This is a genomic window from Hymenobacter aranciens (assembly GCF_030580865.1).
Lineage (GTDB): Bacteria > Bacteroidota > Bacteroidia > Cytophagales > Hymenobacteraceae > Hymenobacter > Hymenobacter aranciens.
Genome location: NZ_JAUQSY010000025.1, coordinates 16,961 through 34,957 on the forward strand (window position 1 = coordinate 16,961; position 17,997 = coordinate 34,957).

Sequence of the window (17,997 nt, forward strand, 5' to 3'; positions counted from 1 at the left end):
ACGTGATTAATTAATTCTTCTGAAAGAACTTATATTGGAATTAAAAATTTCAAGGGCTTTTCCGTTCCCAAGACCAATATTCACTTGATGTCCTTCGAATTTGAAGAATGCGTTACTAGTCTTCCAATTCTCGCCAACTAGGGGCATGCTTTTATATGGGTTTTTAACAGCTGCATTGCGCACCCCAATTTTTTCAAATTCTGCAACAGTACCAGGGTTCAATTTAAATTCCACTAATACTCCATCGTACGTTGCTGCATATTCACTTGTGCGAGAGAGAAATGTTTCTGTACCCGCAGGCATTTTTCCTGTTTTCATGAGGATTTCGTACGCCTCTGCTGTCATAGAACGATAAAACGTCTCGACTGTTTGTGGTGCAGCTTTAGTAAAGACTTCAGTTGTAGCAGCAATCGGGCCAAGGCTTCGCGAAGTACTTGCTCCTACTTCTAAAGATAATGCTCCAACTCTTTCAGCAGTACTAGCTACGCGAGCCCCTCTTAATACCCAAGCAGTATAGAGCATTTCAACGCCTATAGAAGCCCCCTCTGTTAAAAGAAATAAAGGGACTTCACGCGCAGCTGCAAAGTTGGTGGCCACCATCCCGTTAGGGTTATTTGGCTCACCACCTGCCATCAAGGGGTCCGTACCAGCACCAGCTTTCATCGCAGCATCGTATCCTGCTTGCTTGTTAAATTCAGCCTGCAATTGAGAGGAAGGCGCCTGCGAGATTATAGCATCATTAGCTGCTGAATTTCTATAAGACGCTAACTTATTCGCAAGGGAAGTATTATGAGCAGCTGGCTTTTGAGCAGTTGACTTCACACTACGGTGCTGCGACAATGGCTTTGTTTGGTCTTGCACAGTCGCAGTTGACGGTCGTAGATTTTGGGTGCCCTGTGCTTTCCCCCCACTATTAGTTGCGCGCTGCTCTTCTGCGCCATCCAAGTCAGTGAAGTTTATAGGCTTATTACCCGCATACTGATAAGGCGTATAGTAGGTATACTTCGCGGCTAGTGGGTCCACAGAAACAAACCGGCAAATCCACGGCGCATAGTAGCGCATGCCGTAATAATAGAAGCCGGATTCCTCATCGAGTTCCTTACCGCAGAAACGGAAGCGCTGCCGGGCGTAGCCTGAGAAGCTGGTCTCGCCGAAGGGATAGTACTCCTCCCGGCTCACCTCGCCCCCGCTGGCATCGGTCTGCCCGGCCGTGCTGCCCAGGTGGTCGGCCAGCGGGTACAACTCGGCCGGGCGCTGGTCGCCCAAGGCATCCCCGCTGCGCCGCTGGTACAGGCGGCTCTGCCCGTCGAGCACGGCCAGAGTGGTTTGTTCAGCGCTTATCGTGGAGCTGCTGACCTCGTAGCGGTGCTCGAAGCCGCCGTCCACGTACACCGTCACCTGCCACGTGCCGGCGCTGGTCTGCACCAACTTCTTCGTGCGCTGCCCGCCCGCGTCATAGAGGTACTGCGCCAGCACCGTCGGCGCGGTGTGGGTCGGCGTTGGCCCGGTCCAGTTGGCGTACTGCCGCAACTGGTTAGCCCCGTCCCAGCCCAGGTGCCGGCTGCCGTTCTCCCGCGCGATGTTGCCCGCCTTATCGTGCACGTATTGCACCGCCGGACCGGTGCCGAAGCTAACTTCTTGCAGATAGTTGCGCCCGGCCACGTAGCTGAATGTGCGCGTGAAGCTGTTCTGCCCCACGTGCTGCAGCTGCGCGATGTTGCCCAGCTTGTCGTATTGGTAAAACTGCCGGTAAAAGCGGGTGCTGTCTACCCCCTCCGTGCGGGTGCTCTCCTGCCAGGGGCGGCCGGGCGTGGGCTGGTTCTCCCGCCCGGTGGCTTCGAGCAGGCGGTAGAGCGCGTCGTAGGCAAACTCGCGCGTGAGCAGGTCATCCCCTTGGACGCCGCGTCCGGTGCCGCGCTCGGTCATGCCCACGATGTTGCCGGCCAGGTCGTAGGCGTAGCTCGTGTCCTGGCGGGTGCTGCCGCTGAGCGGGGTGAGCGTGTCGCCCGTGGCCGTATACTTTTCCGTGCGCAGGCGCCGGAGACGGAAGTTGACCCGGTCGTAGGCGTAGCGCGTGAGCAGGCCGTTGCCGCGGGCCAGCAGCAGGCGCTGCCCCTTGGCATTATAGGCCACGTGCGCCACCAGCAGCTGGCCATCCAGCGCGGCCTGCGCCAGCGAGCCGGCCCGGTTGTAGCTCGGCAGTAGTACTGCGCGCGACTCACTGCGGCCCGGCTCGGCCGGCAGGGTCATCCGGGTAGGTCGGTTCAGGGCGTCGTATTGGGCCGTAGTCTGGTAGGAGCGCGGCGCCAGCCGGGCCTGGGCCGGCGTTTCCCAGTTCGGGTCAGCGGCCGGCTGGGCGAGGGCGTCCCAGTGCGCGTTAGTATCGGCGGGCAGGGCGGTCCACCCGGCGGCGGCCCCGCTGGCCCAGGCCGCGGTCAGGTCCTCGTCGCGTACCACGCGCCGCACTTTGTCGAGCACGTTGCCTTTAAAATCGCAGGCCGTCACCGTCAGCAGGCCGGCCTCGTCGTAGTGCCGGGCCACCTGCCCGACCAGGTTGGTGGCCGGGTCGGTGCCGTACACCAGACGCTGGCGGCGGGTAGTACGTTCGCCAGCCTGGTCGCGGGTCCAAGCGTCGGCTAGGCGCCCGAGCTCGTCGTAAGCTTGCAGCTGCAAGGTGCCGCGCTGCAGGTGCCAGCTGTGCAGCGGCTGGCCCGCCCCGTCATACAGCAGGTACTGCGTGCCGCCGTCGAGGTGCTGCGTGTAGAGAATATTGGCTCCTGGGTCATCCTCGCCGCCTTTTGGGCGCAGGTCGTAGTGGTGGATAAACGAGTCGCGTCCCAGCGCATCCTGCACCCGCGTGCGGTTGCCCCGCAGGTCGTACCAGAACTGCATGACGACCTCTTTGAGCGGGCCGCCCGGCGTGGTGGCCTCCAGGCGGTCAATGGTCTGCACCACCCGGCCGAGCGCATCAAAGCGCGCACTCTGCGGGGTGTAGCGGTGCGCAGCCGCAGTCCCCGGGGCACCCGCCGGGTGCGTAAGCTCGGCCAGGTCGTTGGCATCGTAGGTGTACGTTTCCCAGGCCGAGGGTAGAAACTCCTCCAGGTAGTGCTGCCCGCGGGGGCCGGGCGTGCCATGCACGACCCGCTGCTCGGTGCCATCGGGGTTGAGGGTGCGAATGGCCTGCCCCCGGGGATTGTAATAGAGCCGGGTGCGCTGGCCGCGGGCCGCCGCTTCGGCCGCCACAAAGGCGAAATCCTGCGAAAAGAAGGGCTCGTACTTCTCCACGACCTGGCCCTTGTTGTCGTACACCTGCCAGCCGCTGACGACGACGTGGAAGTGTCCCGCCGCGACGCGGCGCCCCACGGCGGGGGCGTTAGGGAGCCCCGCCGTGGCAGGCAGGCCGCTGTCGCCGAAGGCTGCGTCGCCAAACAACACGTCTTCGGCCTGGGAGCGGGTTTGCAGCAACCGGCCGAAGCCGTCGCTGTACTCGCGCTTGACCAGTGTATCATCGGTGCGCGTATCCAACGGATGCCAATGGGTCTCGCGCTGAGTGGTCTGCACCCAGCACGGCTGGCGGCGGCCATCAGTAAAGGCGTGAAAGTTGTACGTCAGGGTCGTGCTGGGCACGTAGTCCGGTACGGCAGCCGAACTGGCCGCCTCAACTTTTACATCGCCCTCATTGGCGCCAAACTTCCCTAGAATACCCGTTTTATAGAGTAACCCCAGGGGCGAGAAGCCATAAGCCGTGCGGTTCAGGTTGGGGTCGGTCACAAGTCGGGCCTGTAGCACCCGATAGTCGTAGCGAGCCGTCGTCTGGTGCCCCAGCGCATCGGTCGTCGTCACCGGCAGCAGGGCATAGCCGTCGTAGCTCACGCGGCTCACCCGCGTTTGGGGGGCACCGCCAGCGGCTACCTGGGCCAGCGGGTCGAGCATGGCCTGCACCAGGCCCCGCGCCACGGCGGGCACTGGGGAAAGCTGAAAGTCGTACTGCCGTCGCTCGGTGTTCTGGTAGTAATGGTTTACTTCCTGGCCGTTAATTGTGAGCGTTTCCACGTGGTAACCGGCGCGTCCTTGCGGATACGTGGCCTGGTAGGCATCGCGAAATGCCTGCGGGTAATCACTAGTCCAAACCAGAGGCTTCTGCAGCAGGAGCGGCGTGCCTCCATATGCCCGCGTCAGCAAGTCGCTGGTCAGCAGTAATACCTCCGACCGGGTCAGCGCCCCATAGCTGCCAAGCTCCCCAATGGAACGCCCCTGGAAGGCATCCCCATCATAGTACTGCCGGGAGCGGCCCAGCAACGCTACGGCCAGGGTTGCAAACTGGGCTGGGTTGAGCGCCCTGGCAACCAAGTCGGGTAACAAGAGCCCGGTTGGTTTTACCTCGTAGGAGGTGCTTTCACTACCGCGGTCTACCAGATACAGGTCAGCACGGTCGTAGGTATTCCGACTGGCCATAGTGGTAGTGGCGTAGCCGGCGTACTGGCTGATACTTACCGATACCAGGGCATCCGTCACCGGCTGGGTGCGGTTCCAGGTACGAGGCAGCGCCACGCTGAGCTGGCGACGGGCCTGCCCGTAGTTGTCATAGTCCCCAGTGTAGGACACCTGCGTCATCGGGTCGGTGCCGCGCTCCCACTGCGTGGTGCGCTGGGCCAGCCCGTGAGCGAAGAAAATGGGCCGTTCCGGCTGCCGAGCAGGCGTGGTCGAGGGGGGGGCGAACGCCAGCACGACGTCGCCACTGTCAGGCTGCACCCGCAGTACCTGCGCCACGCCAGTTAGGCTTTCGGTTACGGTATAGGGCCGGTCCTGCCGGGCAGTACCATCAAGGGCATACAATTCAGTGCGCAGGGTGCTGCCGCGCAGGGTGCGGAACGCATCGCGGCGGTGCCGCCGGGGCAGGCTCCGAATCAGGTCGGTCATGCCCGCCGGGCGTTGCATTAGCGGTACCTTCTGCCCATTCGCGGGCAGTATAGTCAGGTCTACCTCTTGCCAGTACTCATTGCTTAAATCCAGCTCCTCCCACTCCCCAAACTCATCGCCCACCGGCCCCAGGTGAAACCAGGTGCGCGTTTCCAGCGGTGGCGAATAGTACTCGGCCGCCACCGGCAGGTTCGTGCGCGGCGGCACGCCCAGCACCGGCCCGGTCTCAAAATCCACCGGGCTGAAATCAGCCGCGTCGAAATCACCCGGCAGCGGCACCAGCGGCAGGCCCGTGGTGGTGGCCAGCAGGCCCGCGCTGTTATAGTCCTCGAACGACTGCGTGTCGCGCTGGTCCACCCGCCCGAAGCCCCGGAACTCCCGCTCGCCCCCGTCCCAGTAGCCGTGGTGGTAGCTGTACTCGGTGGTCATCTTGCCCCCCGAAATCTGGTCCACCACTTCCACGTGGCTCACCACCTGCACCGGAAACGGTAGCGGCGTGCGCCAGCGCGTGGCCGGGCGCTGAGCATCGGCTACGTAATACTTGGTGGAAGGCGCGTAGCCCACCCGCGTGAGCGCCCCCATCTGGTTATCCATCTGGTTCAGCACGTACGGCTTTACCCGGCCCGTCAAATCCAGGAACAGGTACTGCTGCGCCCGGCCCACCGCCGTGGCATCGCGGGTCCAGAGCACGCCAGCCACGCCCGTACCCAGTAGGTCGGTAATGCGTACCGACGAAGCATCAGTCAGTGGCGGCGTGCCCGTGATTTCCAGCGGGGCCGACCAGCCATTGCCGCTCTGGTTGAGCCACAGTGTAAGCTTGTTGTTCTGGATGTAGAGGCAGTCGTCAAGTCCGTCACCATCTACATCGCCGAAGAATACGTGCGCCGGATTGTAGCCACGTGGCAGCACCGGGCTGTTACGCATAGCTATGCGCTGGCCCCAGCGCCCGCGACCCAGGTTGGGCCAATACTCGATGCGCCCGCTATGCACCATACACAGCGCCTGCAGGCCATTGCAGAGGCGAGCCAGGCGTACGCGCGGGTCTTGGAAGCTCACGGCCGGAAAATCCTCCAGCGTGCTTTTATTCACCTGCTGCACCTCGCCGAAACCTTGCTCGGGGTCATTGTAGAAGTACTCAAAGCGGCTGCCGTTGCGCAGCACGTCGGTCACGCCGTCGCCGTCGAGGTCGAGCAGCTTTACTTCGGGGTCGGCGAAGCTGAAGCTGGGCCGTTGCTTATACTTGTGGAACGCCTTTTTATCCCACAGACCGGTGAAGCGCAGGGGAAAATACCCGGACAGCCCATCGCGGTTCACCAGCAGGTCGGCCGTGCCGTTGCCGTTGGCGTCGAGCAGCTGCACATCCGGGTCGGCCAGATGCAGGCCGCCCGGGGCGTTGGGCATGGAACGGGGCAGGTCAAAACGACCATTTCCCAGATTCTTCCAGTAGCGGGCCACGCCGCCCCCGAGCTGCACGATGTCGGGCAGTCCATGCCCGAACACGTCGATGAGTTCCAGCTCCGGATTGGCCAGCGAGGTACTTGGCAGCTCGCCTTCCACCGGGAAGAAGCGCTGCAGCAGTGGCGCAAAGGTGGAATAGCCGAACTCCAGCGGCGGCATCTGTTCTGTACGGTCATCCTCATCCACTGCGGTGAGGTCGTATCCCATTACCTGCACCTGGTGCAGCAGCGAGACGCCGTTAAGCGGTTGCGGCTGGGCTGGCGCCCGGTCCACATACGTCAGGGCGTAGGTTTTCACTGTCACCCGGCTAGGGGCGCCTACGTAGCCGTGCGGGTTAGCAGCATCGATATGGGTGTAGCCGGGGTACTCATGCGGATTGGGCATGGGCCGGTCGGCCACCTCAGGATGCGTGAGCGTGCGAATGGCCGTGCAGCGCTGGGTCGTGCGTTGCTCGAAGCCGCTGCCATAGTCCGAAAACGGGTCTGGGCGCGTCTCATAATCGAACTCAGCACTGACCAGATACTTTTTCGGGGCACTGGGCGTCGCATTGCCGTAGTCCACGTAGCGAATGCGCCGCAGATAGGTCTGCTCGTACTGGTGAACGCCAGTGGTGGCGCGCTCGCGGGTGTAGTCGTAGAGTATGTCGTTGCCGAACAAATCCACCGTGCGCGTCAAGTGCCAGGCGAAAATATTCCCCGGGTGCAGCGGGTCAGCGATGATGGCTTGGTTGTCTGGATTAGCAGCGGGCTGACCGCCTTCTCGCTCTAGCACGGGCACGGTTTCAGAGCCGTAGAAGCTGCGCAGCCCATCCTTGCTCCACACCAGCCAATAGTCGTAATACTGCTGGGCGTCGTCGTGGTAGCGGTAGTGCTCGATGCGGGCAAATAGCCCCTCCGTACGGGGCCGGTACTGCACCTTATGGCCGGTGCGGCCCACCTCCGTCAGCTTCTTGCGTACGATGGGCACCAAATCCTCGGCTCCAGAGAGGATGAAGACGTCCTGGTCGTCATCGTAGCGTGGAATGCCCTTGCTGGTCTTGCGCGTCACGCCCGGCACGCTCAGGTTCCAGCCCAGCCCGAAGGCCGAGTTGCCGTTACCCGTGCTATAGCCCAGTGTCAGCTCCGGCTGGAAGCCATTGCGGCCCGGCGGCAAGGCAATCGGCACGGAAAAGTTGCCGGTACCAGTGAACAGGTCAGGCGAGAATTTCTCGCCTAACCCGCCCACGGCTCCGCCACCCTTGGGTAGCGAAATGGCACTGGCGCCGGACGTATTGCTCATGACAAAAGATTAAGAAGCAAGGTAGGCAGATTATCTTAGCAAGAGGTAGCGTTTATACTAGCGTGTAAGTTGGTGCGGTACCTTCCACCTCCAGAATTAAGTACAGGTCATTAACCTTACCTTGGTCAAAGCGAGCTTTCAAAGCAGGCGTAAATCCTACGTTCAACTCCCAATCGCCTGTTGGCAACGTGTTGATTAGAGAGATAAGTGCTCGCGCATTACCTGTTGCCAACGGGCCGTTCCCGGCCCCAGTGCGAGTGCTAATAAGCCCATACTGATTCGTACGGGAGGGAACAACCGCATTGCCGCTACCGCTACGGCTAAGAGAGATATCAAGGCCGCTGCGGTCCGTAAACTCGTCGTCGAGGGGCGCGTCGAGGTAAATGGAAACGGAGCGAATGGTGACCTCCCGCAAGTTAGTCGGCAAATCAGCTGCGGTGATACTAAAGCGAGCGACATATCGGTCATCCAAGGCCAAATCAGCAGCGTGGTGCAAATCATACCACTGGTCGGCAAAGCGATTACGGAAGCTGAACGCTACCATTTGCTGCCGCTCAGCTTCCATGCCTTTGACCACTTGCTGGCCGTAGTCATAACTTTCCAGCGCCGTGTACTCTAACGTAATCAGTACATCGGCAATGGTGGTAAAGTCAAGATTACCATTGGCAGCAGGCTGTAGCGAGAATACCCACGGCACATCTACGCCCGTGCCTTCGAAGGGATACAACAGCTCATTCGCTTGCTGCTCCAGCTCAAACAGCCCCGTAGCGTTGATAGGGGAAGTCAGGCTCACCGACTCAGCGGGACGCGGTAACGTCAGAGTCTGGAATGGCGTGCCGCCTACGACCACCCGGGAATTTCCGGCGGTGCTGAGCTTGGCCTTGATACCATCGGTGGGAGGCACGAGCGCGATAACTGACGTACGTACCCGTCGGATAATGCGCAGGTAATGCCCTGGGAAATCCTGGTCGAAACGTGTTTGTGGGATAGCAAAGGGCAAGACCCCAGTTTCGCGAAAACGCACAAATTCGGTCGGGAAGTCCTGGGCCAATGACACCGTCTTGGTCAGTTGGAGCTTGCGTCGGTTGGTTTCGAAAGCGTACTGGTCGAGGCGAGTCAGGTCTTGTAGCAGGCGGATGGAGCCAGTCAGGCCCTTACGGTCCACTGCGGCGCTTACGGCGCTGGGGTCCATCACCGAGGAACTGTCAGCCGGGGGGGTCCAGTAATCTTCCTGTACCATCCCCGCTGGTACCTCCTGACGCTCGAAGGCCAGCTGCAATTCTGCCGTACGAGCTGTGGCCGTGGCCTGCTGTAAGAAATAACTGTAGGCCGACTCCAGTACTTGGCTCATCCAATCGTAGAGTTCAGCGCTGGTAAACTTGGTCGTCAGAAAGTTAAGCAGTACTTCCGCATGGTCAAGTTGCAGTTCTGAGATGCGTTTTTCTTGGCCCACAATACGCATGCGGTCCTCGGACAGGTGAATTTGCTGCTGGCCGATTTCGATATCTTTCGAGGCCTGGTTGCGCAGGAAAGCCCACTCCTGCATGCGGCGCTCATTTGTGGCCCGAAACTGAGCGATTTGGATATCTGCCCTTGCATTAGCAACCCCAATGCCAGCCACTGCAGCCCACATGGAGGCTGCTTGATAGACACCTGCCAAGGATTCCTTTCCATATGCTGCGGTCGCAACTACTCCGATTGCACTAGCAGCAGCATTGAGAGAGGTCTGGATTATGGAGTATGTGTTCTCCGAGCTAATCGCGTCGAGTAGGTCTTGTTCGAACTGGATTATGCCTTGGTCCAACCACTCGGTATACTGGTTTTCCATTAACTCGCTTCGTTGCAATTGCAACTCCGCTAAGTCGATGCTGTCTTCGGCCTCTTTTGTGCGTAAGTTTTGTAGCTGAACGCTAGCCTTATTAACTGCGATGTCCTGCCGGGCCTTCAACAGATTATATGCCTCCGAATCTCGCTTCTCCAGCGTCGATAGCAAGGAAGATTCAGCCTGTTGGGCTAGCGCTACCAGTTGCCGCGCTCGCTCAATGATGTATACGTAGCGGTACTGCGTAGCTGGCACTACCAAACGCCCACTGGTCGAGAGTTGGCCATTCGCACCAATTACCGGCATGCCACTGGTTGTATCCGTCGGAGCTGCGTAGGGGTCGAGTTCACGCTGTAGGCCCGCAATGTTGCGGCAAGTGCGGATTTTATAAAGGTTCAATTCTGCTTGTAACAACAGCGCGTAAGGTACTGGATTAGTTGGTACACAGAAGCTGGCATTATAAAAGGGCACAAATGGCCGCGTCGTTCGTAGCGCTAACTGTAACTGAAGCTCAGGCGGATATACGACCCCATCCTCAAAGTTGCCTTCGACCTTCCTGGCTAGCCAGGAGTAGTTACTCACATTCGTCTGCTCCTCAACTTGCCTGGCTAGTTCGATTTGCTTGGCCAATGCCATAAACCGCTCCTGCACTTGCTTGGCCAGCATCTGGCTGCTAGCATCTGTTTGCGTGGTAGTAGGCAGACCTGGACGCTGCTGGGTAGGCAGCGCCATTGCGCTATCAGTACTGCCCTGCGTATCGCATAGGGTTTCATACTTGCCAATGAGTGCCCCTAAGTCCGCATTTATAAGCGTCCAGGCAGCATTAAACTGGGTGGCCCAACTACCATCACCACGCGCTTGACTGAAAAGCTGAATAATGCCAAGTCTGGGCGTATCGTTAATGGTTTGTTGCTCTAGGATATTTAGAATTACTTGACGCTGATTAACAGCGGCGAGCAAGTCCTTCATAGCCTGCCATTCAGCAGCCCATGCAGGCACCACTAGCACATCCAGCTGGTTCAAAATTGCATAGCAATCTTGCACGTCGAAAGACAGGATATCCTGGCGCAGGGGCTTTAGGGCCAATTCGTACAGGCTGCGGGCCCGGGAAACTGACTCCACGGTATCGCGCGTGAATTCACTGTCGGCATACGCCAGCAAGCAACGCACCACGCTCATCACCACAAATTGCAAGTGCGCATTGGGGCGTAAACTGGCGACGCGATACGGGTTATCGGCCTGGGTAAGCCAGGCCAAAGCGGTATCGAATGTGTCTGTACCAGTGTTCCCCAGCGTTGGGAAGATGATGCGCCCAGCATTAGGGACACCAGCGGTAGCTATTCGAGTGTAGTCATACACTAAGCGGAAATAGCGCAATGCCTCTTCATAATTCCGGCTACGGCTTAATTCCGTTGCCAGGAGCACTGGCAGACTATAGTAGCCCTCGTTCACCAGATTGCTCACGAAACCGGCAGTATTCAACCCAGTGAGAGCAGCTAACGCAGTACGACGCTCATTAAGCGTATCCGGTGACAAGGCATTAAGCAGCGAGGGTAAAACAGGCAGCGGCTGGTGCAGAGTGCTATAGCTTCCAGCAGCGCGTTTAATAGTAGTCTGCCCTATTGAGCCAAAGTTACCTGGTGCATAGGTTGCGAGAACCTCGTAGGGAGTATAGGCGCTAGCGGTTGGGCTAGCAGTATAGCCACTGCGCAGCAGCGGCCCGACGTATGCGTAGTAGGCGGTCCTAATATCGGTGATAGCAGCAGCAGTACTGACTACTGTGTTGCTCGTACCCATAGACACATGAGGGGCGTTCGAATAGAGTGCTATCTTATGAGTAGCATTTCCCACCCGGCTAGAGCCTGATGTTATATGATTAAAGTAGATTTCTACCGAAAAACTCTGAATGCGCGACAGTTGACCAAGGGAATTAGCCTGTGTTGCTACTTCGGTGATGCGGCTACCGACTGGGACTAACTGATTTTCAAGTGTAATACGTTGGTTGGGACCATCACTGGTAATCACACCATTGTCAGTAAAAGAAAACGTGTTACGCCTCAGAAGTTCTCTTATAGCACCAGTGAAAAATAAATCATAAAATACTGGATACAAATTCGTAGCGCTCGGAAACAAGTTTTTAATGTGTATGTATATGGCTGCAGGAGTAGCGGATGGTAGTTGCAGTTGACTGCTGACAATCGGCTTAGGCGATTCTTCAGTCAAGTCTATGGAAAATGTAGTAAAAAAATTGCTTGAGTATTGGCTAATTTGTAAGCCGGAACTATAAAACACCTGGGTGATACTGGTCCTCACACAGGACAGTAATTGTATTTTTGCTATCAGGTAGAACGGCTGGGTCCTTTCATAGCCAACACCTGTTCCTTGGGCATCAAGAGCTACCGAGAAAAGGTCAACATTATAGATAGGCCCTACTACTTCACCCACTCTATACCCTTCCGGATTATCGATAGTGGAGTCTGATGTGTTGAATGAAAAGGGGAAAGGAGCCTCCGTAAAAAGGGCTTCGCGGTAATTCCGGATACCCGTAACGATAGGTGGCCAGGTTTCATCAATGCCGCCGGCAACCAGGGTGTTGTTAGCCTCCAGCGCTCCTTCCCCACTTACTGCCAAGGTGGTGTACTCATCGTCCCAGGTAAGCGTTTTCAGGTTCAGGCGCTGAAAGGCTAGGGATAATACCGTTGGCGTAGCAGAAATCGTGGTTTTTTGTTCTTCGCGAAGAAGCACAAAAAGATACGCGTACCGCTCTCCCGCACCCGTTTGATAAGTGGCTGCTCCCGCAAGGCTTTCAATTTTAGCTTCGCCAGGCAGACGAAGCCAGTTAAAAGACTTTTCCGTTGGCAGAGCATCCGCTAACTGGTACATATTAGCGTATGCCGCGCGACTGGCCGACACCGCGAATTGCAGGCTTACTGGCTGCTGGGTAGTCGTGGTTAGTAACCCTTCGACTCTGCTTGCTTCCAGACTGGTTTGCAAGGACGCACCTACTCTAAGCGAAGCAACCTCCGTAAGATACAGGTTATATTCTTCCACGTAGCGGGCCGCATTTGCTGGCGTAACCGTGGGCCGTTGCCGAATATTACCAGCGATTTGCTGAAACATTGGTGTCTGCCCTATCCGCAACGTTGGCAACAGCACGTTTTGTGGATACAGGTACAAGAACATGAGCGAACGCCAGCGCTCATAGCTACCTAGCCACTGCCAGTCGTTTTCAAAGCTGCTGAAGGAATTAGTCAGCGTCAAGCCTGGTATTGCTGCCACTAGCCCACTGCGTTGCGCGAAGAACAGGCGTTGCATGATATCGATGCCCTGTGCTACCCGGGTTGTGTGCTGGCAGCAGGCAATTTTGAAGTCCAGCAGATACTTTGCGCTCAGACTCTCCGCCTTGGCTTCCCGAGAGGCCGTTACGCTCGGTTGGGTCACCTTATAGTCCAGCAGTACGTCCCGTAGCAAAGGCAGGTACTGGTCTTCTATGCTCTTAACCGCTTGCTGTTGAATATCGGCGGTGGCTTGAGCCTGTTCGAAACGGGTTGCGAGGTTACGCTGCCACTGCCGCCGCTCACGGGCCGCGCTCCGCCACGGTAGGCTTGTCAGGGGAACAGGCTCGGTTTGCGGCTCATGAAAATACAGCGGATTGAGATACACTCCCTGTGCTACTTCTTCCCTTTGCCAATCAGCATACTGACGGATTTTCTTCACCTGCACCAGTAAATGCAGGAGTGCTGGCAATTGGTCAGCATTGGCGGCACCTACTTGGTCGATGAGCAAGTCCAAGGCTGCGCCAGTCAAATTCAGTCGTAGCAAAACAGCCGCTACGTCCACATTTTTGTGCAGCTGCCGATACAATTCCTCCAGAGCAGGCCAGGAAGTGCCGATTTGTGAGGCAACCAGCGCCTGATGGGTTTGCGCAGGATTTAACCAGGCGGCATGCAACTCATCATACCAATCGTTGACTTGCTTTGCCCTACGATTATATAATTCGAATGCCGGGTTTAAGAACGGCATTACTGCTGGTGGAGTAAGCGGCGGGCTCAATACATTGCGACTCCTCTCCCCAGCCTGCCGGAAATCCCCTGCCACTAATTGGTCGGGGTCGATAAGGGGGCGTTGCGCAGCTTGGCGTAGAGCAGCAACCCACTTCGTGCGAGTAACCACCGAGGCGCGCCACTTGATTAGCCGATGTTTGCGAGTGCGGTAGAGAACGGTGAACGGGTCAGAAGCAACAGATTCCGGGGCACTATGCTCAACCTGCAGCCATGAAACGTCCTCTACTCCTAGCGCGTCCTCCATTCGGTAGGGCACTTGATAAGCAATGACGCGCTTCCATCCCAATGCTAGAATACCAGCCATTTCCAGCCAGAGCGCGTCGGATGGTGTCGTTAACATTTGGCTGCGCAATGCCATCAGGCGTTCCGCTTCCGCTGGTCTCAGTGCCAACGTTTGAGAAAAGAATAGTACGGCAGCGTCGTGCGCAGGGCTAGTGGCATCCTGGTAAGCAATCCACTGGTTCTCCAAAGACACGCTTGGTAGGCTGCCCACTACGGTAGGATTAGCCCGATAGGCGTACTCTACCATGGTGTCAGCACGTAGGGAAAGGTCATCAATACCTACCCCACTAGCTGCGATAGCCGCCTGCTTCTTTTGGAGCTGGGTTTTGCGAGTTCCCCATAACCGGGCCGCTTCATCACCGAAAGTGCCAGGGTCGGGCAATTCCAGCGGCGTACTTTCATCAGGGTCAATACGTGGGATATCAACAGCCGCAATGCCGAACTCATCAGCCCTTATTTTATCCCAGATACCTTCTTGTGGCTCATGAATTGTCGTCTGAAACCACTTGCCGCTAATAGTGATACCATGAGCAGCTTCTTCGTCAGCCCATACCTGAGCAAACGTTTTTTTAAAGGTCTGTCGCAGAATTTCGAAGGCTTCCTGTTCTTCGGCTGCTGTAAGGGCGGTCGTCGGCGTACCGGTCTCGCTCTTCTTCCAAAGCGCATATAAGCGGTCGAAAGCAGTCCGTGTTAACCCTAATTCCTTCAGCGCAGCGGTGGCACCATTTACCAACGCAACATCAGCGGCTTGCAGGTTTGCCTGGATGCGAGTAATTAGCCCGGACCCTGGGAGACTGGCATAATCACTGGGCGTTACTTTCCAGGCTTGTTTTGGATAGGTAGTTGCGTTGTTCCAAGCGGGATACGTTCTCGAATTAGGGTCAGTCAGGCTGTCCATCAAGGCCCCAAGATAGTCTACCGCTTGTTCTTGAAACGATTGGCTATCTAGAAAAGATAGCCGGTGCTGCCAGATGCGATAAGCTGGATTACCAGGTGCGCCCAACAGAGGCATTGGTGCTACTGGCCGGAAATCATCTGGTCCTAGTACGTCAGGGTCGATGATAAAAGGCAGGTCACTGTTCCATTGTTGAACTGGAGCAACTAATTCCGCATCCGCTTGCTGCCATTCCGCAGCAAGCGTTTGCATGCGCCAAGCAGTTATAGCTGGCAAAAGCGATACCTGAAATGTTGTATCAGCGGCCGTGACTGGATTCAACGTGATAACCACCGAACCTTTTAGGTTGCTGCTGTGCTGCGGGTAGAGGATAGCCGTGAATTTGTTGACCGTGCTACCTCCGGTGGCAACAGTGCCGGCAGCTACAAAAGTGCCTCGGGCGACGACAGTATCCTCTGACTTTTCATCCTTGTAAACGACAACCTTGTGTCTAGGGGAAGGCCGGATGTCGATTTGTATCTCTACGAAGAGTGTCCCATCCTGCCCAGTATTGAGCGCCCAGTGTAACTCCTGAAAACTCCAACGGACAAGCTGAACTGCCGATACAGCACTAGTGAGTAAGCTACCCGTCGATAAGGGGTCACGGGCAGTGCTGGCTAAGCCAAATATCTGCTCTAAGTCGTCCTCAATTGTATCTAAAGGCCGAGTATTAACCAATGCACCAGCTCCAAATCGGTCCTTCAGCGTGTTGAAGGCCGATACCGGAAGCTGCAGCCGCTTGGCCAATGATATCCGGGCAGCAATAGCCTCATCATTAGTGCCTAGAAAAACTCCCTGTAACTCTTTGGTACTGGTGCCACTGCTTTGGAGCAGGGCTTCTAGCACGGCACCCACGTAGCTTTTTCCATCGGCGAATGTCAGGGCTCGCCCAGGGGTAAGCCGAGTGCGCCAATACTTCTGGATGACTTCAATAGCTAAGCGATACTGGCAGACTTTCTCTTCGGCGTGCTGGCAACTCACGGCCAAGTCGCATAGCGATTGCAAGAACGTGGTTTGCAGGAAATCAGGGCTAACTTTTTGACCAGCAATAACTGTACGAAGATTGGTTTCCGCATACTTCAACAAAGCGGCAAGGTAAGCTGTGGGGCCTACTGCGCTACGGCATGCCGCACAATCGCATTGCTGTCCTGCCTGATAAGAGGTAGGAAGAGCTGGGGTAGCTGGGTTAAATTGCGGATTGACAGCCCCTGTGAATGGTTCATATTGAAACTTTTCAGCGGCAGGGGGCGAAAGCTCCCCGGTAGTATCGTCATCCAGCAGGGCTATTGTCTCGCCATAGGAGGCGTTTTCGGCGGCAGTAAATAACCCTATTGCTTGTGTCAGAGCATCTACCGCTACGGCTTGCTCGTAGAATGAAGCGGTCTGCAACCGCAACGTATCGCTTAGAGGTCCGGCATTTTCAGCAACGAGCAACTGCACCAGTTCCTCTCTGGACACGCTGGTTAGCAGCTGCTGCGGAGAAAAAAAACCTTTATCCAGAAGACGCTCGTTGAATTTTGAATCGGTTGAGACAACCTCGAATTGCGCTAACCCATCTAGACGACGGGCGGCCATGTGTTCAGTCGGCTCCGTTAAACTAAGTCCGTCTTGATTGAGCAAACCGCCTACCCGTCGGATATCGGCTAGCTCAACAATACCTTTATCGTTTAGATAAGCCTTTGAATCAGCCGACAATAACGCATACTCATCCAGAGCCTGCACTTGCTCGGATAGCAGGAGTGGTAGGTCATTTGATAAATCGCTGATTATGCCTAGCGGAAAACTATCCCCTGGTTGCCACTGATAAGGAATTGATACGTGCGGCGGCGAATCAAATGACTGCCCTGGGGCGAACAGATGGAGCTTACCCTTTATAAGCAGTGGCGTTATCTTGTCCTGGCTGTCTATTTGATAAATCAGGCGCAGACGCATGGGAAAACTGCCATCTGAGGAAGTGTAAAGCTCCCCTAATATGATTTCCTCTGTCTCACTTAGTATTTGGGTAAGGCGAATTCCAGCATTATATATCGGCTTGGCTTCTAATCCAGTCAAAAAAGCCCATACGAGCAGTTCAGGCGCAGGTGAAGGCTGTTCCGCCTTGCTACTTGCTTCATAGTCTGCCAAAAAACTAATGATACTGCTTTGAAATGCCTGGGCTAAAGCGTAAGTAAATGGATGATTCGACGTAAGACTTTGGCTTAGCTCGGCCACCAGCGTTTCTGGATTCGCCGCATTATCTGCTAGCCGTTGTATCGCCGTAGCAGTTTGACCGGGAGCGAGTAGCTCTAGCAAAGCTTGAACCCCGCTTTGCTCAAAAGGCACTTTGCTGAGATACGTGCTTAGGGTAAGCGCTGGCGTGTAATTCTCCTCAATAACCTGAGCTGCCAATTCCCCTAGTTGCTGAATGGCAAACGTCAAGTAAAACGTATTGCTGATAGGCGAAATTTGTAGAGCAAGCTTATTGAGTGGCATAAGTGCCACATCATGTAGTGAAGCAAATGAACTGCTTGACTGAATTAGTCCGAGCAGCTGGGCAAAATTCTCGTGTGCGGGCTCGCCAATAGCTGCATAAAAAGCAGCTAAGCGCTCCTCTTGGTCAAGTATTACTTGACCGCGTGTTTGTAGTGCTTGTAATGCTAACTGCCAGCGCGTTGCAAAAGCTACAGGGTCTTTTGACTGATATAACAACTCCGCTGCATCATCGCTAACGCTACTGTTACGAAATTGCTCATAACTGATACCAGCTTTATCTAGACTTGCAACATAAGAGACAGCGAATGGCTGTTCTGGTAGAGAAAAGCTATCGATAAACTCTTGTTTGGTAACTGCTGACTCTCCGTGTTCTTGAAGAAATGAAAACCAAGCTTCCGTAAGAGTTGAATTATTCTTCGTCAGGACATAACTAGGCAAAGGCTCAAGCGCTAGAAACTGCATGAACGTCAGTGGCTGACCTTGTTCAGCAAAATAATTTCGCACGAACAGTGCTACACTCTGTAATGATTCGGGAAGAGCGGCAATGAACGTTGACCAGGTTACCATGACAGATGCGATAAAAGGAGTAAGGATTACAGAAGCACAGAAGTAGGCCTCAACGTGGCTGGCATGGGCTTTTGTTAAAGTCCGTATTTTCCAGAGAAGTTGCTGACAGTAATTCGTGAGCAAGTAACGACTTTTTCTCAACAGTAGTATGTCGGTTCGAAAAATATATTTGGCAGGCTAGAAACAATGAAGCTGGACCG

At 56.1% G+C, this 17,997-nt stretch carries 2 protein-coding genes; both read right to left on the reverse strand.

The features are described from left to right. Positions 1-6: 6 nt before the first annotated feature. Positions 7-7,656, reverse strand: coding sequence for a SpvB/TcaC N-terminal domain-containing protein (locus Q5H93_RS23530; protein ID WP_305009185.1), 7,650 nt, complete (start codon positions 7,654-7,656; stop codon positions 7-9). A 52-nt stretch (positions 7,657-7,708) separates the two neighbouring features. Continuing rightward, positions 7,709-17,920 (reverse strand): Tc toxin subunit A-related protein, encoded by a 10,212-nt coding sequence (locus Q5H93_RS23535; protein WP_305009186.1) that lies wholly within the window; start codon positions 17,918-17,920, stop codon positions 7,709-7,711. Between the last annotated feature and the right edge of the window lie 77 nt (positions 17,921-17,997).

What these genes read in the sequence shown, in the direction of transcription:
- Q5H93_RS23530 (WP_305009185.1), bottom strand. Translation starts at nt 7,656, where the DNA reads ATGAGCAATACGTCCGGCGCCAGTGCCATTTCGCTACCCAAGGGTGGC.